The organism is Nocardia nova NBRC 15556 (assembly GCF_001613005.1).
In the GTDB taxonomy this organism is placed as follows: domain Bacteria; phylum Actinomycetota; class Actinomycetes; order Mycobacteriales; family Mycobacteriaceae; genus Nocardia; species Nocardia nova.
Window position 1 is genome coordinate 46,096 of the sequence record NZ_BDBN01000006.1, and the last position, 20,265, is coordinate 66,360.

The 20,265-nt window shown below is 67.9% G+C and carries 16 protein-coding genes; 4 read left to right on the forward strand and 12 right to left on the reverse strand.

Annotated features, from left to right (window positions below; translation table 11 throughout):
- Positions 1-106: 106 nt before the first annotated feature.
- Both NN2_RS03525 and NN2_RS03530 read right to left on the reverse strand, forming a co-directional pair.
- Entirely contained in the window at positions 107-994 is an 888-nt protein-coding gene (locus tag NN2_RS03525) for a TIGR03619 family F420-dependent LLM class oxidoreductase (RefSeq protein ID WP_063010464.1), read from the reverse strand.
- 101 nt (positions 995-1,095) lie between these two features.
- Positions 1,096-2,796, reverse strand: a complete 1,701-nt coding sequence (locus NN2_RS03530; RefSeq protein ID WP_082856686.1) for a metallophosphoesterase family protein — start codon at positions 2,794-2,796, stop codon at positions 1,096-1,098.
- 138 nt (positions 2,797-2,934) lie between these two features.
- Here NN2_RS03530 and NN2_RS03535 point away from each other — a divergent pair, with 138 nt between their 5' ends.
- Positions 2,935-3,270: a TfoX/Sxy family protein gene (locus tag NN2_RS03535; RefSeq protein ID WP_063010291.1), complete on the forward strand. Its 336-nt coding sequence runs from the start codon at positions 2,935-2,937 to the stop codon at positions 3,268-3,270.
- Between the two features lie 23 nt (positions 3,271-3,293).
- On the opposite strand, the gene NN2_RS03540 is transcribed toward NN2_RS03535, so the two are convergent.
- A complete protein-coding gene (locus NN2_RS03540) occupies positions 3,294-3,914 on the reverse strand; it encodes a TetR/AcrR family transcriptional regulator (RefSeq protein ID WP_063010293.1) in 621 nt (206 codons plus the stop codon).
- A gap of 113 nt (positions 3,915-4,027) precedes the next feature.
- Here NN2_RS03540 and NN2_RS03545 point away from each other — a divergent pair, with 113 nt between their 5' ends.
- Genes NN2_RS03545 through NN2_RS03555 form a run of 3 tightly spaced genes read left to right on the forward strand, consistent with a single transcriptional unit; the run spans position 4,028 to position 8,516 of the window.
- Complete coding sequence (locus NN2_RS03545) at positions 4,028-5,068, forward strand: NAD(P)-dependent alcohol dehydrogenase (RefSeq protein WP_063010468.1); 1,041 nt, start codon at positions 4,028-4,030, stop codon at positions 5,066-5,068.
- 16 nt (positions 5,069-5,084) lie between these two features.
- Complete coding sequence (casG, locus tag NN2_RS03550; RefSeq protein ID WP_063010295.1) at positions 5,085-6,737, forward strand: steroid-24-oyl-CoA synthetase; 1,653 nt, start codon at positions 5,085-5,087, stop codon at positions 6,735-6,737.
- Between the two features lie 39 nt (positions 6,738-6,776).
- Entirely contained in the window at positions 6,777-8,516 is a 1,740-nt protein-coding gene (locus tag NN2_RS03555; RefSeq protein ID WP_063010297.1) for an N-acyl-D-amino-acid deacylase family protein, read from the forward strand.
- A gap of 25 nt (positions 8,517-8,541) precedes the next feature.
- Here the strand turns inward: NN2_RS03555 and NN2_RS03560 are convergent, their stop codons facing one another.
- The 9 genes from NN2_RS03560 to NN2_RS03600 all read right to left on the reverse strand — a co-directional run bounded on the left by NN2_RS03560 (position 8,542) and on the right by NN2_RS03600 (position 20,237).
- Entirely contained in the window at positions 8,542-9,831 is a 1,290-nt protein-coding gene (locus NN2_RS03560; protein WP_063010299.1) for an RNA polymerase sigma factor, read from the reverse strand.
- A gap of 13 nt (positions 9,832-9,844) precedes the next feature.
- Positions 9,845-10,261 carry a YciI family protein gene (locus NN2_RS03565; RefSeq protein ID WP_030515967.1) on the reverse strand — a complete coding sequence of 139 codons (417 nt, stop codon included), beginning with the start codon at positions 10,259-10,261 and terminating at the stop codon, positions 9,845-9,847.
- Positions 10,262-10,399: 138 nt separating this feature from the next.
- Positions 10,400-10,915 carry an anthrone oxygenase family protein gene (locus tag NN2_RS03570; RefSeq protein WP_063010301.1) on the reverse strand — a complete coding sequence of 172 codons (516 nt, stop codon included), beginning with the start codon at positions 10,913-10,915 and terminating at the stop codon, positions 10,400-10,402.
- 88 nt (positions 10,916-11,003) lie between these two features.
- Complete coding sequence (locus NN2_RS03575; RefSeq protein ID WP_063010303.1) at positions 11,004-12,110, reverse strand: NADH:flavin oxidoreductase; 1,107 nt, start codon at positions 12,108-12,110, stop codon at positions 11,004-11,006.
- An 87-nt stretch (positions 12,111-12,197) separates the two neighbouring features.
- The gene (locus tag NN2_RS03580; RefSeq protein ID WP_063010305.1) at positions 12,198-13,157 is read right to left on the reverse strand and encodes an LLM class flavin-dependent oxidoreductase; all 960 of its coding nucleotides are present in this window, start codon (positions 13,155-13,157) and stop codon (positions 12,198-12,200) included.
- Positions 13,158-13,204: 47 nt separating this feature from the next.
- Complete coding sequence (narI, locus tag NN2_RS03585; RefSeq protein ID WP_063010307.1) at positions 13,205-13,942, reverse strand: respiratory nitrate reductase subunit gamma; 738 nt, start codon at positions 13,940-13,942, stop codon at positions 13,205-13,207.
- Entirely contained in the window at positions 13,939-14,688 is a 750-nt protein-coding gene (narJ, locus tag NN2_RS03590; protein WP_063010470.1) for a nitrate reductase molybdenum cofactor assembly chaperone, read from the reverse strand. The genes narI and narJ overlap by 4 nt, the downstream gene beginning before the upstream one ends.
- A 130-nt stretch (positions 14,689-14,818) precedes the next feature.
- Complete coding sequence (narH, locus tag NN2_RS03595; protein WP_082856705.1) at positions 14,819-16,531, reverse strand: nitrate reductase subunit beta; 1,713 nt, start codon at positions 16,529-16,531, stop codon at positions 14,819-14,821.
- Between the two features lie 10 nt (positions 16,532-16,541).
- Positions 16,542-20,237 (reverse strand): nitrate reductase subunit alpha, encoded by a 3,696-nt coding sequence (locus NN2_RS03600; protein ID WP_063010471.1) that lies wholly within the window; start codon positions 20,235-20,237, stop codon positions 16,542-16,544.
- Between the last annotated feature and the right edge of the window lie 28 nt (positions 20,238-20,265).

The window sequence follows — 20,265 nt, forward strand, 5'->3', positions numbered from 1 at the left end:
TGCCGACGAAGGCGACCTCGGCGCCGCAGGCGTAGGAGTCGCGCATCCGGAACGCGATATCGCTCTCGGCGATGGCGGTATCCCAGAACGGTCGGCCATATCTCTCCTATCGGCAGGCGGCGACGACGGTCTCGCCGTAGCGGGTGATCGCGTCGACCTTCTCGGCGAGACCCCGGGTATCCGGGGCGGCGTCGTGGACGCTGCGGAATCCGACGATCACATCGGTGACGCCCGAGGCGGCCAGATCTGCGATGCCCACGGTGTCGAAGGGGGCGCGCGCTACCACGTGAACCTGGAATTCGGAGGTCCGCGCCGATGCGGATGCTTCGTATTCCGAACGCAATTCGGCGAGGCGGCGAAGGAGCGTGGCCAGTTCCCCGGGTGTCCCACCCGCGTGCATCCACCCGTCGCCGCGACGCACCGCGCGTCGCAGCGCGGCCTCGCTGTGCCCGCCGACGAGGATCGGAATCGACGCGGTGGGAACCGGATTGATCTCCACGGCGGGTAGGTCGTACACCTGGCCGTGATAGGCGAACTCGCCGCCGCCACACAAGCCGCGCACGATATCGATACCTTCGTCCAGTCGTGCGCCGCGCCGCTCGAACGGCACGCCCATCATGGCGAAATCCTGTGGCCACGGGCTGATTCCGACTCCCAGCGAGAGGCGGTTGCCGCTCAGCACCGCCAGCGTCGCGGCCTGTTTGGCCACCAGCACGGGCGGGCGCACCGGCAGTTTCAGCACGAACGGTGTGACGCGCAGCGTGGTCGTGGCCGTGGCGATCGCGGTGGCCGCGATCATCGGTTCGGCAAAGGGCTTGCCGCGCAGAAACTCTCGCCGCCCGTCGGCGGTATAGGGGTAGCGCGGGTCACCGTCGCGCGGATAGGCCAGACTGTCCGCCAGGCAGACGCCGGTGAAGCCGGCCTGTTCCGCGGCCCGCGCGAGGTCGACCCAGTGCGCGGGGTCCCCGCCGGCCTCGGCGAAATGGAAACGCATGACCGCCATGGTGGCCGCCGGCCGCCGGATGGGGTCCCGGCGGCCCGGTCAGCGGCCGTCCGCGACGACTCAGCGGGCCGGCGGGTTGACCCGGCCGCCGTTCAGCGACCCACCTGCCGGCGATAGGTCACCTTGTCGAATTCGCGGCCGTACTCGTCGACGGCCACCACGTCCATCTCGCTGGCGAAGAATCCCGGGCGCACGTCGACCCGGATGAACGAGTAGTTGCGGAACCGCACCCGCGACCAGGGCGCGGCCTCGTCCTGTTTGCTGCCCGCCGGCGTCCACACGTAGCTGTTGGGCACCGTGGTGTCGGGCACCTCGTGCCCGCGGTAGGTCTCCGGTGAGCCGGGCTGGAAGCCGTAGCGGGGACGTCCGCCGCCGCCCACCGTGTAGTAGACGGTGCCGTCCGCGTCCGGGTAGACGATCGAATTGTCGCCCGCCGCCTTGGTCGGGCGGCCGCCGCGGATCGGGTCGGTGCGCTCGAAGATGTGGTTGTGCCCCTGGAGCACCAAGTCGACCTGGTAGCGGTCGAACAGCGCGCACCAGGCATCACGCAGGCCACCGTCGCTGGCATGGGAGTCGGTGGTCGAGTAGGCGCAGTGGTGGAAGAAGCAGACGATGAAGTCGATATTCGGATTCGCGCGGTACTCCGCGAGAGTTCGTTCCACCCAACTGGTCTGGGCGCCACCCGAATAGCCGGTGTTGGCCTTGATCTCGTAGGAGACGTCGTTGGCGTCCAGCGAGAGCACCGCCACATTGCCGTAGGTGAACGAGTACGCCGACGGGCAGCCCGCGGGCCCGTTGGCCGGCAGGTCCAGGCGGGCGAGGTGGCCGCCGTATCCGTGGGTGCCGTAGGCGGCCTCCATGTCGTGGTTGCCGGTGGCGAACATCCACGGCGTGGTCGAGGCGCTGGATTCGATGGCGCCGAAATACACGTCCCACACGTACGGATTGAACTTGTCGAATCCGTCGGGCAGTTTGCCGCCGGCGGCGACGTATCGCGGCTTCTTCCCGGCGCCCGACGGGTCGGCGTAGGCGATATCACCCGCCAGCACATGGAAATCCGGTTGGCAGGCCACGATCTGACGCATCACGTTGTCCGCGTGCGGGACCGCGGGGTCGTTGTCCGGCTTGTAGTACTTGTCGTCGTAGTCGCCCGGAGCGACGCCCGCCGGCTGGGCGGGCGTGTCGTCGGTGCCTTGATCGCCCATCATGGTGAACCGGAAGGGCAGTACCGCGTTGCGCACGCTCGGCATGGCGGTCGACGCGGCGCGGATGTCACCGACGAATCCGTCGGAGGTACGCCACCGGTAGAAGTGCGGCAGCCGTCCGGGCAGGCCGTCGACCGGCGCGTGCACGTAGAACTGTTCGGCGGCGAGGACGCCGCTGTCGCTCGTGGGGATCTGGGTCACCAGATCGCGCACCTCCGCCTCGACGCTCGCGCCGAGCGCCGGGGTCGGGCCGTGATCGAGAAAGACCTTGGTGCCGCTGGGATTACGCGACAGCTGCGCGGCGAAGCGCAACTGGCTGGCCGCGTCGGGGCCGTAGCCGACATGGCGGCCGCCCACCGCGAGCTGCGCCTGATCGGCATAGGCCCGCCCCGCGAACGGTGAGGTGCCGACCGCGGCCACCGCGGCGGCCGCGGCCGAACCGCGCAGGAAGTTCCGCCGCGACACCGCATGCCGCCGCAGATATCCCCGATGCCATTCGTGCTGTTCGGCCATCGTCATGGTGGCGGCCAACTGCTCGGGGATTCCGGTATCGGGGATGTCACCGGCAGGATTCAAGCGATTCCGCATGAGGTTGGATGCTGGTCCAACCATCGGACCGGAGCAACCGCTGCGGGTTCCCACGGGCGCGAATTCTCGGTGAATTCTTCGGACGGGCCGCCTCGGCATCGCAGCCGAACCTGTCGGTGCCCGGTGTGAGAATGCCGTATGGCCTATGACGAGGAGTTGGCGGAGCGGATCCGGGACCTGCTCGGGCCCGCCGTGACCGAGACGGTCGAAAAGCGCATGTTCGGCGGGCTGGCCTTCCTGGTCGGCGGCAATATGGCGGTGGCGGCGAGCGGGCAGGGTGGACTGCTGGTCCGGGTCGATCCCGCGCAGGCCGAGGACCTCATCGACGGCTCCGCGGTCGCGCCGATGGTGATGGGCGGACGGGAGATGCGGAACTGGCTGCGGGTGGCGCCGGAGTATCTCGACGACGACGAGGTGCTGCACACCTGGCTGGACCGTGGGCTCGGATATGCCCGGACGTTACCGCCGAAATAGCCGGAAGACGTTGTCCGCCGGCGCTATTCGGGCGCCTGCAGGGCGGGGAACCAGATATCGGTGAGGACTTCGGCGGCCGCGGCCGCGGTGACCTCGATCGTGCCCTGCATCGCCCACCGGGTGAAGAAGCGTTCCAGCTGCGCCACCAGGAGCTCGATGCGCAGGCGCGCTTCGTCGCGGCGGGCCTCGGGCCAGCGCGCCAGATAGGCCGGCATCCCGTCGGCGAGCTGCATGATGCCCTCGCGCGCGAGGTCGCGGAACTCCGGTTCGAGCGCGGTCGCCTCGTCCCACGCGGGGAGCAGATCCTTGTTGTCGAAGAACCATTCGATGGCCCGGAGCATCCACGTGGTGAACTCCGCGCGGGAGCCGGTGGCCAGGACCCGATCCAGATCCCGGTAGAAGAATTGGACGCTGGCGAGCGTGCCCTGTTCGGCGATCGCCCGCAATACCTCGGTCTTCCCGGTGAAGTGCAGATAGAACGTGGCGCGGCTGCAGCCGACCGCGGCCGCGATGTCGTCGACACGCACTCCCAGATAGCCCTCGCGCACGAACAACTGCCGCGCCTCCTCCACGATGCGCATCCGCGTCGCCCGCTTCTGCTCATCGCGCAGCGACCCGCGCCGGGCGGTCGATTCCGAAGGCATGACGTCGATGATAGACGCCCGCACACTCACTGGACGCTGTGTCCAGTGAGTGCTACCGTGTGTGCCACGTCACGTCCGGCGCTGCCGCCGAACGCCGCGGTGAGGAACAGAAGATGCGCGCATTGCAATTGACCGGGCCCGGCACGCTGGAGCTTCGCGAAGTCCCGATCCCCGAGATCGGGCCCGCCGATCTGCTGTTGAAGGTCGCGGCGGCCGGAATCTGCCATTCGGACTCCTTCGTTCTCGGATTGCCGTTCCCGTTGCGCGAGGATCCGCTGACGATGGGGCACGAGATCGCCGGAACCATCGAGGCGGTCGGCACCGAGGTCGAGGGGCGTCGCGCGGGGGAGCGGGGGCTGGTCTACCTGTGCTGGTCCTGTGGCGTGTGCCGGGAATGCGTGAGCGGTAACGAGAACGTCTGCCTGGCGGCCGGTCGCACCGCGATGCCGCCGTGCCCCGGCCTCGGACCCGACGGGGGCATGGCGGAATACGTTCGCATTCCGGCGAATTCGTTCGTGCCGATCGGCGAGCTGGACTTCGCGAGGGCAGCGCCGTTGGCCGATGCGGCACTCACGCCGTATCACGCCATCCGCGGAGCCGCCGACCAGTTGCGGCCCGGCGCCACCGCCGTCGCGATCGGCATCGGCGGGCTCGGACATGTGGCGGTGCAGATCTTGAAGGCCACCACCGCCTGCCGCATCATCGCGGTCGACATCTCGCCGGAGAAACTGGAACTCGCCACGGCATGCGGCGCCGATCTCACCCTGACGGCCGACGAGAAGACCGCCGCCCGCATTCTGGACTGCACCGACGGCCGGGGCGCCGAGGCCGTATTCGACTTCGTCGGCAACGACGCCACCGCGAAACTCGCCGTCGAATCGGTCGCGCCGAACGGCGCCTACCGGATGGTGGGACTCGACGGCGGAATTCCGGGCATCGACGCCGGACCCGCCGGTGGGCCCGGCCTGCCCTGGGGAGCAACCGTCCGAAAGTCCTACGGCGGCACCAGAAGTGACCTGTACGCGTCGGTCGCACTCGCGCAGCGCGGCGCCATCGACGTGTCGGTGGAACGTTTCGACCTCGCCGAGGGCCCCGCCGCATTCGAACGACTCGACCGGGGACTGATCCGCGGTCGTGCCGTGCTCATCCCGTAAGCAGAAAGTGAAGGTTATGACGCGAGCTGCCGACCCGCAGGCCATCGCCGCCCGGATCACCGCCGACCTCACCGGTCCCGGTGGGCCGTTCGAGATGGTGGTCGAAGAGGTTCTGGGCGCGCCGATTCCGGTGATGCGCGATCGGCGGCGCAGTATGGCCGAGCTGTTCCACGCGGGTACGGCCTGGGGTGACCACGACTATCTGGTGACCCCGGACCGACGGATCACGTTCGCCGAACACGGCGCCGCGGCAACAGCTCTCGCGCGCGCGCTCGCCGATCGCCACGGTGTCGGCAAGGGTGATCGGGTGGGGATTCTCGCCGCGAACACGCCCGAATGGGTGACGACCTTCTGGGCGGCGCAGGTACTCGGCGCGATTCCGGTCGGCTACAACGCGTGGTGGGCGCCGCGGGAAATCGCCTACGGTCTGGAGCACACCCAGCCGACGGTGGTGGTCGCCGATGCCAAACGCGCCGCACTGCTGGCCGAGGTGGCGACCGATGTTCCGGTACTCACCATGGAATCCGATCTGCCGCAGCTGATCTCCGGTCATCCCGGCCCGGCGCCGGAGGTGTCGATCGCGGAGGACGACCCGGCGGTCATCCTGTACACCAGCGGCACGAGCGGCCGGCCCAAGGGCGTCGTGCACACCCAGCGAAACCTGCTGGCGGTCTGCGACTACCACCGCTTCACCGATGCCATGGCCGCCGCCTTCCGCGGGCAACAGCTCGGCCCGGGGCCCAGCGACCGCCGATTCCTGCTGACCTCACCGCTGTTTCATATCGCCAGCCTGCACAATCTGATCATTCCGCGGCTGGCCACGGGCGCGACCGTGGTGATGAACACCGGCAGCTTCGACCCGCAGCGGGTGTTGTCGCTGATGGAGCGGGAACGGGTGACCAACTGGGGTGCGGTGCCGACGATGGTCAGCCGCATGCTCGAACACGACCTGTCCCGCTACGACCTGTCGAGTCTGGTGGCGTTCTCACTCAATGCCGCCCCGTCCTCGCCCGCCTTCCATCAACGGCTGCGCCGGGAACTGCCGATGGCCGAGGTCGCGCTCACCACGAGCTATGGACTGACCGAAAGTGGTACCGCGGCAACGGTGGCCACACCGCCGGTGCTGGCCGCCCACCCCGACACCGTGGGGATGCCGATCATCGGTGTGAGTATCGAGATTCGCGATCCGGACGGCCGGACGCTGCCCGACGGCGAAGAGGGCGAAATCTGTGTGCGCAGCCCGTACGTGATGCTCGGCTACTGGAACGATCCGGCCGCCACCGCGAACGCTATAGATACCGAAAGATGGCTGCACACCGGCGATTTCGGCGTCCTGGAGGAGGGACGGCTGCGTCTGTCGGGCCGGCGATCGGATCTCATCCTGCGTGGCGGGGAGAACGTGTACCCGACCGAAATCGAGAATGTGCTCGACGAGCATCCCGCGGTGCTGGAATCGGCGATACTCGGTGTGCCGCATGCCGATCTGGGCCAGGAGGTGGCCGCGGTCGTGGTCGTCGCCGATCCGGCCGCTGTGACCGAGGACGAGCTGCGGGCCTTCACCGCCGAGCGGCTCGCCTATTTCAAGGTGCCGGCCCGCTGGGTGATCACGGCACAACCGTTGCCACGCAATGCGACCGGCAAGGTTGTCCGGCGCGAGATAGAGATCTGACGCGCCCCGCCGGGGCGGGTGGGTGAAAGAGGAACTGTCATGTACGACAGCATCATCAAGGGCGGTACCTGGTTCGACGGCACGGGCGCGCCGTCGGCGGTGCGCGACGTCGGCATTCGCGACGGCCGGGTGGCCGCCGTCTCGGCCGAACCCCTGGACGAATCCGGTTGCGACACCGTCGTCGACGCCACCGGCAAATGGGTGATCCCCGGGATGCTCGATATCCACACCCATTACGACGTGGAGGTCCTGCTGGATCCGTCGCTGTCGGAATCGGTGCGCCACGGTGTCACGACCGTACTGCTCGGCTCCTGTTCACTGTCCACCGTGCACGTCGGCGCCGAAACCGCCGGCGACCTCTTCGGACGAGTGGAGGCCATCCCGCGCGGACATGTGATCGACGCGGTCGGTGATGTCAAGACCTGGCGCAGCGCACACGAATACGCCGCCGCCCTGGATGCCTCGCCGCTGGGGCCGAATGTGGCCGCGTTCCTGGGACATTCGGATATCCGCGCGGCGGAGATGGGCCTGGACCGCGCCACCCGCACCGAGGTGAAGCCGACCGCCGGTGAGTTGAGCGCCATGCGCCGGCATCTGGACGAGGCTCTCGACGCCGGCTTCGTCGGCATGTCCTCGCAGCAGCTGATGTTCGACAAACTCGACGGCGAGACCTGCCGTTCCCGCACCCTGCCCTCCACCTACGCGACGATGCGCGAACGGCACCAGCTCAATTCGATCCTGCGGGCTCGCCGGCGGGCACTGCAGGGCGGTCCCGATGTGGCGCGGCCGCACAGCCTGCTGGCGATGGCGCTGTCGAGTCTGGGAATCGGGCAGCCGCATCTCAAGGTGAGTCTGCTCTCGGCGGCCGACATCAAGGCGATTCCCCTGGTGGCGCACGTATTTCCGGCATTGGCGCGGGCGATCAACGCATGCGGCGGGGACTTCCGCTTCCAGCATCTGCCGGTGCCGTTCGAGGTGTACGCCGACGGTATCGATCTGGTGGTGTTCGAGGAATTCGGTTCCGGCGCAGCGGCATTGCACCTGTCGAATCAGCTGGACGAGCGCCACCGGATGCTGCAGAGCGAGAGTTACCGCCGCCAGTTCCGCAAGGATTACGACCGCAAGTTCGGCCCGCGGGTCTGGCATCGCGACTTCTTCGACGCCGAGATCGTGGAATGCCCGGACAGCTCGGTCGTCGGCAAGACCTTCGGTCAGGTCGGCGTGGAACGTGGGGGAGTGCATCCGGTCGACGCGTTTCTCGATCTGGTGGTGGAGTACGGGCCGAAGGTGCGCTGGCGCACCACGATCTCCAATCATCGGCCGGGCGTGCTGGATCGCTTCGCCGCCGACCCCGGGATGCAGCTCGGCTTCTCCGACGCCGGCGCGCATCTGCGCAATATGGCCTTCTACAACTTCGGGCTGCGGCTGCTGCGCCGGGTGCGCGAGGCCGAGCTGGCGGGCCGCCCGTTCATGTCGGTGGAACATGCGGTGCACCGGCTCACCGGGGAACTGGCCGATTGGTACGGGCTCGACGCGGGACATCTGCGCGTCGGGGACCGCGCCGATGCGGTGGTGATCGACCCGACCCGGCTGGACGGGGGCCTCGAACGCTACACCGAACAGACGATGCCGTACTTCGGCAATCTGTCGCGCATGGTCAACCGCAACGACGACACGGTGAATGCCGTATTCGTCGGCGGCCGTTACGTTTTCGGCAACGGTACGGCCGCGCCGGTGCTGGGTTCGCAGCGCACGGGACGCTTTCTCACCGCCGCGTGACGGGGCTGTCGGGCTCGTGTGGGCCTCAGCCGAGGTCGTCGAGCTTGCGGTGCAATACCGCACGCTCGCGGTCGTTGCCGCACAGGCGCACCGCCAGCTCCCATTCCTCGCGGGCCTCACTCGTGCGGCCGAGGCGGGCGAGCAGCTCACCCCGAACCGTGGGCAGCAGTTGGGAATTCGGCAGTGCGCCCTGGGCGCGCAGACCGTCCACGATCGCGAGTCCGGCGTCGGGGCCCTTCGCCATCGCGACCGCGACCGCCCGGTTCAGCTCGACCACCGGTGACGGGGCGAGGCGGCCCAGCGCTTCGTAGAGGCTCACCACCCGGTTCCAGTCGGTGTCGGCGACCGAGCCGGCGACGGCGTGGCATTCGGCGATCGCGGCCTGCACGCCGTAGTAGCCGAGTCCGCGGCCGGCCTGTCCGGCGCGGGTGAGGGCGGCGCGGCCACGCCGGATCGCCGCACGGTCCCAGCGCCGCCGGTCCTGATCCTCCAGCAGCACCGGCTCACCGTCCGGGCCCGTCCGCGCGGGGAAGCGGGCCGCGGTCAGCTCGAGCAGAGCCAGCAATCCGTACACCTCCGGCTCGTCCGGCATCAGGTGGGACAGCACCCGCGCCAGCCGCTGTGCTTCCCCGGCCAGATCGAAGCGGATCAGTTCGGTGCCCGAGCTCGCCGACGAACCTTCGGTGAAGATCAGGTAGATCACGCTGAGCACCGAGCTCAGGCGGGCAGCGCGCTCACTCGCCTCCGGCACGGCGAACGGAATGTTTTCGGCGGCAAGCGTTTTCTTCGCCCGGGTGATCCGCGCCTGAACCGTCGCGGCCGGAACGAGGAACGCTCTGGCGATCTCGTCGCTGGTGAGACCGCCGACCACCCGCAGCGTCAGGGCCACCCGCGCCTCGCGGGAGAGCACCGGATGGCACGCCGTGAAGATCAGGGCCAGCACGTCGTCGTCGATGCGATCGGGATCCCACAGCGGTTCGGCTGCCGCACGCATCGGATCCGAACCGGGCCCGCCGGTCAGCGCACCGCCCTCACCCAGATCGTGGGCGAGGGCGGCGTAGCGATCGTCGAGGGTGGAGCGGCGGCGGAAGGTGTCGATCGCGCGCCGCCGCCCCACGGTGAGCAGCCAGCCGGCCGGATTGCGCGGTGTCCCCTCCCGCGGCCACGTGACCAGCGCCTCGGCCAGTGCCTCCTGCGCCAGATCCTCGGCGAGGGCGAAATCGCCGGTATAGCGAGCGAGGGCGCCGACGATGCGCGCGGATTCGATCCGCCACACCGCGGCGACCGCCTCGCGTCCGGTGGGATCGGCCGTCATCCGGAGGTTCCGCTCAGAGCTGCCCGGTGGCCTCGCGCCACGCCCGCTCCTTCTGGATCCACACGTTGTCCTGCGGGAATTCGTCGATCGTGGGCACCCGCCGGATCTCGGTCTTACACCCCTTGACGATGACCGGCATCCGCTTCGCCCACTCGATCGCCTCCTCCTTCGAGGCGACGTTGAGAAGATAGAACCCGCCGAACAGTTCCTTGGTCTCGCCGTAGGGACCGTCGGTGACGACCGGGGTCTCCGCGTCGTAATCGACCACCACACTGTCCGCGGGGTCGAGCCCCTCCGCCGCGAGCAGCACGCCCGCCCGGATCAACTCGTCGTTGAACTTGCCCATCGTCTCCAGCACGGTGTCGAAATCGACCTCGCCCATGCTTGCGTAGGCCTCGTCCGTGGCGCGCATGATCAGCATGTACTTCATGGTGTGTCTCCTTCGTCTGGCGGATCCCCTCCGGACCCTCTCACCCCTAGGTCGAACGGCACCCACTATGGATCGACACGGCAGCCGAAATTTTCCGAAAGATTTTTCCGGCCGCATTATCGCAGGTCACCAAGGCCCTCACCCCTTGTTCGTGGTGCGCAGGGCCCAGGCGAGGACGCCGAGGGCTGCGGTGTTGGCGAGGGCGCGCAGGATGTTGAGGGTGATCCAGGGGCCTTCGAACTGGTGGCGCAGGGCGGCGAAATCGCCGGACGAGGTGTCGGCGAGCTGGTTGTTCAGCGGCACGTTGCCGCCCGAGGTGATGAGGAAACTGATCACGTTGAGCGCCAGGGCGAGGAGAACCCACCACAGCACGGTGCGCTGGTCGGTGCGCCAGTACAGGACGGCGGCGAGGCCGGTGAAGGCGACCGATCCGAGGAAGCTCAGCATGAAGACCGGATTGACGATGACGGTGTTGATCCGGTTCATCACGTCCACGAAGGTGCGGTCGTCGAGCTGACGCAGCGCGAGCATCACCGAGCTGGCGTAGGCGTAGAAGACGCCGGCCAGCAGGCCGGTGGTGACGGTCGCGCCGATCAGGGAACCGGTCGCGAAGCCGGAGGTGGTCGAGGTGGCGGTGGCGGTGGTCGCTGTCATGCACTCAGTACACCGGGAAGCGGTGAGCGTTCCCATGGTCGTGACGCTCGCTCCCATACGCGAGCGTCCACGGCTCCACCGATCCGGGTCAGCGGAACGGTGTGATCTCCGCGAGTCGCCCGCCGCGCATCTTGTTCACCCATTCCGGGTCGGCGAGCAGCGCTCTGCCCAGTGCGACGACATCGAATTCGCCGCGCTCGAACTGCTCGCGCAGCAGAGCGAAGCGCTGCGCCTGGGTCTCGTCGATGCTGTCGCCGCGGAAGACGCTGTCCACGCCGACCGAACCGACGGTGATCACCGGCAGGCCGGTGATCTTCTTGGTCCAGCCGGCCAGGCTGAGATCGTCGGCGTGGTCGGTGAATTCGGGCAGCCAATGCCGCCGCAGCGAGGTGTGGAAGATGTCGACCCCGGCTTCCACGAGCGGAGTCAGCAATTCTTCGAGGTCCGACGGGCTCTCGGCGATGCGCGCGCTGTAGTCGACGCCCTTCCACTGCGAGAAGCGGTAGATGATCGGGAAATCCGGGCCGACGGCCGCGCGGACGGCGGCGACCACCCGGGCGGGGAACGCGGCGCGCCGGCGGATGGTGCCGCCGTATTCGTCCTCGCGGTGATTGGTTGCGGCCCAGAAGAATTGATCCAGCAGATAACCGTGTGCGCCGTGCAGTTCGATGCCGTCGAATCCCAGCTCCCGGGCCAGCAGCGCCGATTCCACGTACGAGTCGACGAGGGTGTCCAGGTCCGCGGTCGTCAGCGCCCGCCCCACCGGCGCTCCGGTGAAGTCGACACCGGAAGGACTCACGGTGGGCGTGTCCGGCTCGAAGCGGGGCTCGTTCCCCCGATCCACACCGGTATGCCACAGCTGCGGGACAATCGACGCCCCTTCGGCGTGCACCGCCTCGACCACCGCACGCCAGCCGGCGGCACTCTCGTCACCGTAGAACCGCGGCACCTTCGCGATCGGCCCAGCCGCCGGTCCCCGCACATAGGTCCCCTCGGTGACGATCAGACCGACACCTCCGGCCGCATGCTCGCGGTAATACTCGATATTCTCCGCATTCGGAATGCCGTCGGGCGATTTCGCCCGCGTCATCGGAGCCATCGCGAATCGGTTCCGCAGGGTCAGCGACCCCGCGCGAAATTCGGAAAACAATTCGTCCAGGTGGATCCCCGGCCCATCGATCAAATCCTGTGACATGCGGCACGTTTCCTTCCGATTCGACAACTCGGCCCTCGAAATGGAAGACAACGCGGTCAGCGCCACCGGCATTCCTGCCTGCCCGGCTCAGCGGGCGAGGGCGTTCAGCGTGGGGCGGATGATGTCGTCGGCGATCCAATGTGCCACTCCGTCCGGATAGGGGGCGGGCGGGTTCAGTACCAGATGGGTGAAACCGGCGTCGATCAGTTCGAGCAGCGTCTCGCGTACCCGGCCGGGGGCGTCGTAGGAGATGGGTAGCTGCGCCGAGCGTGTGATGTGGGTGGGGTCGCGGCCGATCGCCGCGCAGTGTTCGTCCAGTGCCCGGCTGCGCTCGCGGAGCGCGTCGACGGTGGTGAGCGGTGGGCCGATCACATTCCAGAGATCGGCGTGGGCGGCGACGATCGGCAGCGTCGATGCGCCCGCACCGGCGAGCAGAATCGGTGGATGCGGCCGCTGGACGGGTTTCGGATCGCATTGCGCGCCGGTGAGAGGAAAATGGTCGCCGGGGAAATCGAAGACGTCCTCGGTCCACAATCGCCGGATCAGGACACAGGCCTCGTCCAATCTGCGCACCGCCTCGCGCCAGGTGCCGACCGGAATTCCGTACGCCTCGTATTCGGGCGCCACCATCGTCTCGAAGCGGGGATCGTTGCGCGGGAACCCGCCGACGCCGATTCCGAAATCCAGCCGGCCGCCCGAGATCACGTCGACGGTGGCCGCCATCTTCGCCGAGAGCGCGGGGTGGCGAATCCGGTTGTTGGACACCAGCAATCCGAGCCGGAGTCGGCGCGTCTGCGCTGCCAGCGCCGCCAGCAGCGTCCAGCCCTCGAGGACCGGCCCCGCCGACCGACGTCCTTCCGGAGCGCCACCGTCGTGACCCGGCAGCCCGACCGCCGCCCGTGGCAGCAGATGGTCGTACAACCAGGCGTGCTCGATCTCGGGTATGCCGTCGGCCTCCAGCCACACTCGCAGGATCTCCGCATAGGCGACGTGCGCGGGTGTCGTCTTGATGCCGAAACTCGGCGCGGGCCTGCCCGAATCGCTCATACCGGCGACGCTAGACCGTGGAGTGCTCTCCAGGTCAAGGCTCCTCGTCAGCGCGAGGGCGGCAGGACCGGGCTCTGCCAGGCGCTCGCATACTTCTTCTTGTTCGCCACATCGGCGGGTTTGCTGCGGTACACCACGTACGGGCGGATCAGATAGCCGACGGGTGCGCTGAACATGTGGACCAGCCGGGTATAGGGCCAGACGGCGATGAGCGTCAGCACGATGAGCCCGTGCGCCTGAAAGGTCCAGGGCGTGCCGACCATCAGATCCGGCTGCGGATGCGCCGTGAAAAGGCTTCGGAACCATGGAGATACGGTTTCGCGATAGTTGTAGGTGCCCCACAGCAGATTGCTGCCGACGGTATTGAGCAGCCCGGTGATCAGCGCGGCCGCGAGCAATACGTACATGAACGTGTCGTTGGTGGTGGTGGCCTGGCGGACGGCCGGGACACGCACGCGACGATAGGCGAGGATCGCGATGCCGGCGATCACCGCGACGCCGGCCACCGTACCCGCGGCGACGGCGACCAGGTGATAGAGGTGCTCGGAGATGCCCACGGCATCGGTCCAGGACTCCGGAATCAGCACGCCCAGAACGTGTCCGCCGATCACACCGAGCATGCCGAAGTGGAACAGCGGACTGCCCAGCCGCAGCAGCCGGGATTCGTAGATCTGCGAAGACCTTGTGGTCCAGCCGAATTGGTCGTTGCGATAGCGCCAAAGGTGGCCCAGCACGAACGAGGTGAAGGCGATGTAGGGCAGGGTCGCCCAGACGGTGGATGTCATCGTCGGTCTCCGGATCCGGCGAAAAGCCCTGCGGTGGCCGAGGTTCCGGCTGCGGGCGGGGAGTACAGGTCGGGGTTCATGGCGGGATGCATCGACTCGCCGTTCATCGAATACGGCTCCAGCCCGACGTCCTCGTCCGGCGGTCCCTGCGCCGCCAGTTCGGCGATCCGGCGGCGGTCTGCCGTGGTGGGCGGAGGCAAGGTCGCGAGAACGGCGGCCAGGGCGCCGGCATACGGCGATTCGCTGTCGGTGAGCGACAGTCGCAGCATCTCCAGTACCGGGACGTGTTCGCCGAGCAGGCGTTCACCGCCGATTGGGTCGACGGTGGCCGCGAACTCCAGCAGCACCGGGAGATGATCGGGCAGTTCGCGATCCGACAACTCCGCACCGGCATGCCGGTAGGCGTGCTTGAACCGGAGCAGCGCCATACCGCGCTTGCGGGTGTCGCCGTAGGCGTAATAGGTCAGATGCAGGCTGGCGCGCCGGCGCAGGTCGAACGTTTCGACATAGTCGCGCGCCAGGGTGAGCGGTGCGGTGCCGGACAGATGGGTGAGCGGCCGAAGGAGATCGGTGCGCACCGGTTCCGGGAGGGCGGCTGCCGCCTCGGACAGATCGTCGAGTATCGCCAGCGTGTCCGGACCGGGGTAGTCCAGCACCAGAGCGGCGATACGCCAGACCAGCCGGCGATCGCGTTCGGACATCTCGACCACGGGTGCGGGCCGGCGTCGGAGAGTCAGTAGTCCCACGGTCACATCCCTCGTCGGCCGGGTCGCCCGCCCGGACATGCGTAGCTGCGCAGCGTGCGGCGATGGATCTCGGCGGGCGCGGTGCCGGTCGAGCGGCCGGCCGAGCTCGGCAGGGGGCGGCGAAACGGCCTCATCGGGTCGCTCCGGTCGGCTCGGGCAGCGTGCCGCCGGCTACTCCGGGTCCGGAATCGCCCGCGTTCCCGTTCGCTTCCGGACTCGTGTGCGCGGCGCCGTTGCCGTTGCCGTTGTCACTGCCGTCGCGTTCGGGCAGCAGCCCCTCGGTCGACCCACCGTCCCAGTTCAGCAGATTGATCCGCGACGACTTCCGCTCCGGTGCAGCGGTATTGGCGTCGACGAGAGCGAACTTCTCCGACGTCACATCGAACGCCGTCATCCCGGGCCCGCCGTCACCCTCCAGGCTGCACCCCGTCGCCAGCGAATCCAATTCGTGCGCCCGGGATGTTGCGCCCGACGGAATCACGTACCGGTGTTCGTATTTGGCGATGGCCAGCAGCCGGTACATCGCCTCGATCTCTTCGGGCTCCAGGCCCACGGCGCCCGGGATCGCCGGTTCGGGTTCCTGGCCGAGGTTGATCGAGCGCATGAACGACCGCATCCCGGCCAGCCGCTGCAGCGCCGCGCGCACCGGTCCGATATCCCCGGCGGTGAACAGCTCGGCGAGATATTCCACCGGGATCCGCAGTGAATCGATGGCGCCGAACAGATTTCCGGCATCCTCACCGTCGTGCCCGGTCTCCGCCAGCACATCCACGACGGGCGACAGCGGCGGCACGTACCAGACCATCGGCATGGTCCGGTATTCCGGATGCAGCGGCAGCGCGATCTTGTAGTCGACGATCAGTTTGTACACCGGCGAATCCTGCGCCGCCGCAATCCATTCCGGAGAGATCCCAGCGCGTTCGGCCTCGGTGATCACGCGCGGATCGTGCGGGTTGAGGAAGACGCCCAGCTGCGACGGGTACAACTGCTCCGGATCGGTGACCGACGCCGCCTCGAGGACCGCGTCGGCGTCGTAGAGCATCACGCCGATGTAGCGCAGTCGCCCCACACACGTCTCCGAGCAGACGGTCGGAATACCGACCTCCACGCGCGGATAGCAGAACGTGCATTTCTCGGCCTTGCCGGTCTTGTGGTTGAAATAGATCTTCTTGTACGGGCAGCCGGTGACGCACTGCCGCCAGCCGCGGCATTTGTCCTGGTCGACCAGCACGATGCCGTCCTCGGCGCGCTTGTAGATCGCACCCGAGGGACAGGAGGCGCCGCAGGACGGGTTGAGGCAGTGCTCGCAGATGCGCGGCAGATAGAACATGAAGGTCTGCTCGAATTCGAGTTTGACCTGTTCCGACAGCCGCGCCAGCAACGGATCACGGCCGACCTGATCCGGTCCGGAGCCGAGGTCGTCGTCCCAGTTCGCGCCCCAGGTGACCTTCGTATCCTCACCGGTGATCAGCGATTTCGGCCGCGCCACCGGCGTGGTGTCCATGGCCGGTGCGGACAGCAGATTGTCGTAGTCGTAGCTCCACGGGTCGTAGTAGTCCGACACCGTCGGCAGATCCGGATTGGCGAAGATGTTGAGCAGCCGCTTCATGCGCGAACCGGACTTCAGGGTGAGGCGGCCGCGGCGGTCCAGCGTCCAGCCGCCCTTCCACTTCTCCTGATCCTGGTACTGCCGCGGATATCCCTGTCCCGGACGAGTTTCCACGTTGTTGAACCAGACGTACTCGGTGCCGCCCCGGTTGGTCCAGGCCTGTTTGCAGGTGACGCTGCAGGTGTGACAGCCGATGCATTTGTCCAGGTTCATCACCATGGCCAGCTGTGCCATGACACGCATATCAGTACTCCACTTCCTGTGAGCGTCTCCGGATCGTGGTGACCTCGTCACGCTGATTTCCGGTGGGCCCGTGGTAGTTCAGGGCGAACGACTGCTGGGCGTACCCGCCGATCAGATGCGTGGGCTTGATCATGATCCGGGTGAGCGCGTTGTGGATGCCGCCGCGTTTGCCCCGGCCGGCCCGAAGCTCCGGGCCGCCTTCGATGCGCGGCACGTCGACCGCGCGATCCTGCGCGTGGTACATGAACACGGTGCCCTCGGGCATACGGTGGCTGACGATCGCCCTGGCCACCACCACCCCGTTGCGGTTGACCGCCTCGATCCAATCATTGTCGGCCACACCGATTTTCGCCGCGTCGCGATCGGACATCCAGATCGCCTGCCCGCCCCGCGAGAGGGTGAGCATATGCAGGTTGTCCTGATACGCGGAGTGGATCGACCACTTCGAATGCGGGGTGAGGTAGCGCACGGTGACCCCTCGTTCGCCGACCGCGCCCACATCGGGTTCGCGGAACAGGGCCGACATGTCGAGCGGCGGCCGGAAGATCGGAAGTTGTTCGCCCAGTTCGATCATCCAGTCGTGGTCGAGGTAGAAGTGCTGACGCCCGGTGAGCGTGTGCCAGGGCTTGAGCCGTTCGGTATTGATGGTGAACGGGGAGTACCGCCGACCACCGGTTTCGGAGCCGGACCATTCCGGTGAGGTGATCACCGGCACCGGCCGCGCCTGCGTATCGGCGAAGGTGATCCGCTTGCCCTCGTGCTCGGCCGCCAGATCCGCCAGCCGGGTACCGGTGCGGCGCTCCAGCGCGTGGAAACCCTCCACCGCCAACCGGCCGTTGGTGGTGCCGGACAACGCCAGAATGGCCTCCGCGGCGTGCACATCCTTGGCCAGTGACGGGCGGCCCTGCGCGGCGCCGGAGACCACGGTGCCGTTGACTCCGCGCAGGTACTCGACCTCGGCGTCGGGAACGGTGGTGACGCCCTTGGTGGTGACCCCGAGCGTTTCGATCAGCGGGCCCAGCGCCGCCATCTTCTCCGCCAGCTTCGGGTAGTCGCGTTCCACCACCACCAGCTTCGGCATGGTCTTTCCCGGAATCGGTTCGCATTCACCGGCTTTCCAGTCCAGCACCCGCCCGCGCGCCTGGGCCAGGGCGTCGGCCGAATCGTGCTGCAACGGAACGGCGACCAGATCCTTGCGGACGCCGAGATGTTTCTCGGCCAGCCAGGAGAATCCGCGCGCGATGCGGTGGAACGCCTCGAAATCGGTTTTCGCCTCCCACGGCGGGGAGATCGCGGGGGAGAAGGCGTGCACGAACGGATGCATATCCGTCGAGGACAGGTCGTGTTTCTCGTACCAGGTGGCGGCCGGGAAGACGATATCGGAGAACAGCGTCGTCGACGTCATCCGGAAATCCAGGGAGACCAGCAGATCCAGTTTGCCCGTGGGCGCCTGGTCCGGCCGGCGCACCTCCTGAGGTGGGACCCCGGCCGAATCGTCGGCCTGCAGGTTGGAATCCGCGCCGAGAAGATGGCGGTGGAAGTACTCGTTGCCCTTGCCCGAGGAGCCGAGCAGATTGGCCCGCCACACGGTGAGAACACGGGGGAAGTTCCGCGGTGCGTCGGGATCCTCGCAGGCGAACTCGAGATCACCGGATTTCAGGTTGCCGACCACATAGTCCTGCGGCGTCTGCCCCGCGGCCTCGGCGGCATCGACCAGGTCCAGCGGATTGCGATCGAACGTGGGATACGTCGGCATCCAGCCGAGCCGCGACGCCAGGGCGATATTGTCGGCGGCCGTGCGCCCGGCGAAAGCGCCCGAACTCAGTGGGGACGCGAAGGATTCGGAGGTGAAGGGGTCGTAGCGCCACTGGTCGTTGGTCAGATACCAGAACACCGTGCCCTGCATCTGGCGTGGCGGCCGCTGCCAGTCCAGGCCGAACGCCAGGGTGGACCAGCCGGTGACCGGGCGGCACTTCTCCTGGCCCACGTAATGCGCCCAACCGCCACCGTTGACGCCCTGGCATCCGGTGAGCAGCGTGAGCGTGAAGAAGGCGCGATAGATCTGATCGGAGTGGAACCAGTGGTTGGTCCCGGCGCCCATCAGGATCATCGACCGGCCGCCGGAGCGATCGGCGTTGTCGGCGAATTCGCGGGCGATGCGAATCGCTTGTGCGGCAGGCACTCCCGTGATCGACTCCTGCCACGCGGGAGTGTAGGGCGCGCTCGGGTCGTCGTAACCGGTGGGCCAGTCGCCCGGCAGATCCGGGCGCCCGACGCCGTACTGCGCGAGCAGGAGGTCGAAGACGGTCGTGACGCGGCGTCCGGCCACGACGGTGGTCGGCACCGAGCGGGTGACGACGCCGGTCTCACCGTCGAAGCGGGGGAACTGTACGGCCGCAGCATCGTCGGTGCGGCCGTACAGAGTCAGCAGCGGATCGACGCCGCCGAGGTCCAGATTCCAACGCCCGGCGCCGGATTCGGAGAATCGGTCGCCGAGGGTTCCGTTGGGCACGACGGGATGTCCGTCGGCGTCCAGGAGCACGGTTTTGTGCTCGGCGTTGTCCACGTCGAAGCCCGCGACGCCGGCCGCGGCGAGGTCGGCGGCGGTGAGGAATTTTCCGGGCAGCCAGGTGTGGCCGCGGTATTCGCCCTCGCCGTTCCAGCCGCCGTCGCGTTCGTCCAGCGTGATGAGGAACGGGAGGTCGGTGTAGCGCTTGATGTAGTCGTCGAACCGGGCGGTGGACCGGTCGACGAAGAATTCGCGCAGCACCACATGGCCCATCGCCATCGCCAGGGCGGCGTCGGTGCCCGGGCGAGCCGGCACCCATTCGTCGGCGAATTTGGTGTTGTCGGCGTAGTCGGGGGAGACCACCACCACCTTCTGACCGCGGTAGCGGGCCTCGGTCATGTAGTGCGCGTCCGGGGTCCGGGTGACCGGGACGTTCGAACCCCACATGATCAGATAGCCGGCATCGAACCAGTCCGCGGACTCCGGGACGTCGGTCTGGTCGCCGAACACCTGCGGCGAGGCGACGGGCAGATCGGCGTACCAGTCGTAGAACGACAGCATCGATCCGCCGAGCAGGGAGATGAACCGAGCGCCGACCGCGTGCGACACCATCGACATCGCGGGGATCGGCGAGAAGCCGGCGATCCGGTCCGGCCCGTACTGTTTGATCGTGTAAACGTGTGCGGCGGCGGCGATTTCGGCGGCTTCCCACCATTCCGCCCGCACGAATCCGCCCTTGCCGCGTGCGGCCTTGTACGTCGTCGCCCGCTCCGGGTCCTCGACGATGGATTCCCAGGCCAGTACGGGATCCTTCAACCGGGCCTTCGCCTCGCGGTACATCTCGAGCAGCACCCCGCGCACATACGGATACCGCACGCGCGCAGGGGAATACGTGTACCAGGAGAACGAGGCGCCGCGCGGGCAGCCGCGGGGTTCGTATTCCGGTTTGTCGGCGCCGACCGACGGATAATCGGTCTGTTGCGACTCCCAGGTGATCACGCCGTCGGAGACGTAGATCTTCCACGAGCAGGAGCCGGTGCAGTTGACGCCGTGGGTGGAACGGACCACCTTGTCGTGGGCCCAGCGGTCGCGATAGAACTCGTCGGCCTCGCGCCCGCCGACCTTGTGCACGGTGCGGAGGTCATCCGACACCTCCCCGCGCTGGAAGTAGCGCCCGACCTTCAGCAGCGCGTCGGCCGCCGACTCGGGGACGCCG

Coding starts and splice junctions, on each gene's coding strand:
- NN2_RS03525 (WP_063010464.1), bottom strand. CDS start 994: ATGCGTTTCCATTTCGCCGAGGCCGGCGGGGACCCCGCGCACTGGGTC.
- NN2_RS03530 (WP_082856686.1), bottom strand. CDS start 2,796: ATGCGGAATCGCTTGAATCCTGCCGGTGACATCCCCGATACCGGAATC.
- NN2_RS03535 (WP_063010291.1), top strand. CDS start 2,935: ATGGCCTATGACGAGGAGTTGGCGGAGCGGATCCGGGACCTGCTCGGG.
- NN2_RS03540 (WP_063010293.1), bottom strand. CDS start 3,914: ATGCCTTCGGAATCGACCGCCCGGCGCGGGTCGCTGCGCGATGAGCAG.
- NN2_RS03545 (WP_063010468.1), top strand. CDS start 4,028: ATGCGCGCATTGCAATTGACCGGGCCCGGCACGCTGGAGCTTCGCGAA.
- casG (WP_063010295.1), top strand. CDS start 5,085: ATGACGCGAGCTGCCGACCCGCAGGCCATCGCCGCCCGGATCACCGCC.
- NN2_RS03555 (WP_063010297.1), top strand. CDS start 6,777: ATGTACGACAGCATCATCAAGGGCGGTACCTGGTTCGACGGCACGGGC.
- NN2_RS03560 (WP_063010299.1), bottom strand. CDS start 9,831: ATGACGGCCGATCCCACCGGACGCGAGGCGGTCGCCGCGGTGTGGCGG.
- NN2_RS03565 (WP_030515967.1), bottom strand. CDS start 10,261: ATGAAGTACATGCTGATCATGCGCGCCACGGACGAGGCCTACGCAAGC.
- NN2_RS03570 (WP_063010301.1), bottom strand. CDS start 10,915: ATGACAGCGACCACCGCCACCGCCACCTCGACCACCTCCGGCTTCGCG.
- NN2_RS03575 (WP_063010303.1), bottom strand. CDS start 12,110: ATGTCACAGGATTTGATCGATGGGCCGGGGATCCACCTGGACGAATTG.
- NN2_RS03580 (WP_063010305.1), bottom strand. CDS start 13,157: ATGAGCGATTCGGGCAGGCCCGCGCCGAGTTTCGGCATCAAGACGACA.
- narI (WP_063010307.1), bottom strand. CDS start 13,942: ATGACATCCACCGTCTGGGCGACCCTGCCCTACATCGCCTTCACCTCG.
- narH (WP_082856705.1), bottom strand. CDS start 16,531: ATGGCACAGCTGGCCATGGTGATGAACCTGGACAAATGCATCGGCTGT.